At 56.3% G+C, this 1,517-nt stretch carries 1 rRNA gene; it reads right to left on the reverse strand.

Features of this window, described 5'->3' with window-relative positions:
• Positions 1 to 69 precede the first annotated feature (69 nt).
• A 16S ribosomal RNA gene (locus E3T47_RS14200) occupies positions 70 to 1,517 on the reverse strand; the annotation flags it as partial.

The raw sequence follows: 1,517 nt of genomic DNA on the forward strand, positions 1-1,517 counted from the left end.
ACCGTTCGGCCTGGTGTGACTGGTCGCCATATTCCGCTGTATACAGACGGGACGACACGTGCTCCTTAGAAAGGAGGTGATCCAGCCGCACCTTCCGGTACGGCTACCTTGTTACGACTTAGTCCTAATCACCGATCCCACCTTCGACAGCTCCGTCCCTTACGGGTTCGGCCACTGGCTTCGGGTGTTACCGACTTTCATGACTTGACGGGCGGTGTGTACAAGGCCCGGGAACGTATTCACCGCAGCGTTGCTGATCTGCGATTACTAGCGACTCCGACTTCATGAGGTCGAGTTGCAGACCTCAATCCGAACTGAGACCGGCTTTTTGGGATTCGCTCCACCTTGCGGTATCGCAGCCCTTTGTACCGGCCATTGTAGCATGCGTGAAGCCCAAGACATAAGGGGCATGATGATTTGACGTCATCCCCACCTTCCTCCGAGTTGACCCCGGCAGTATCCCATGAGTTCCCACCATTACGTGCTGGCAACATAGGACGAGGGTTGCGCTCGTTGCGGGACTTAACCCAACATCTCACGACACGAGCTGACGACAACCATGCACCACCTGTATACCGACCTTGCGGGGCGACCATCTCTGGCCGTTTCCGGTATATGTCAAGCCTTGGTAAGGTTCTTCGCGTTGCATCGAATTAATCCGCATGCTCCGCCGCTTGTGCGGGCCCCCGTCAATTCCTTTGAGTTTTAGCCTTGCGGCCGTACTCCCCAGGCGGGGAACTTAATGCGTTAGCTGCGACACGGAGACCGTGGAATGGTCCCCACATCTAGTTCCCAACGTTTACGGCATGGACTACCAGGGTATCTAATCCTGTTCGCTCCCCATGCTTTCGCTCCTCAGCGTCAGTTACGGCCCAGAGATCTGCCTTCGCCATTGGTGTTCCTCCTGATATCTGCGCATTCCACCGCTACACCAGGAATTCCAATCTCCCCTACCGCACTCTAGTCTGCCCGTACCCACTGCAGGCCCGAGGTTGAGCCTCGGGTTTTCACAGCAGACGCGACAAACCGCCTACGAGCTCTTTACGCCCAATAATTCCGGACAACGCTTGCACCCTACGTATTACCGCGGCTGCTGGCACGTAGTTAGCCGGTGCTTTTTCTGCAGGTACCGTCACTCCCAGGAAAACCCAGTCGCTTCTTCCCTACTAAAAGAGGTTTACAACCCGAAGGCCGTCGTCCCTCACGCGGCGTTGCTGCATCAGGCTTGCGCCCATTGTGCAATATTCCCCACTGCTGCCTCCCGTAGGAGTCTGGGCCGTGTCTCAGTCCCAGTGTGGCCGGTCACCCTCTCAGGCCGGCTACCCGTCGTCGCCTTGGTGAGCCATTACCTCACCAACTAGCTGATAGGCCGCGAGCTCATCCTTGACCAAAATTCTTTCCACCCCAGAAGATGCCTTCCAAGGTAATATCCGGTATTAGCTACAGTTTCCCGCAGTTATCCCAGAGTCAAGGGCAGATTGCTCACGTGTTACTCACCCGTTCGCCACTGATCCAAG

Source organism: Cryobacterium ruanii (assembly GCF_004404055.1).
GTDB lineage: Bacteria > Actinomycetota > Actinomycetes > Actinomycetales > Microbacteriaceae > Cryobacterium > Cryobacterium ruanii.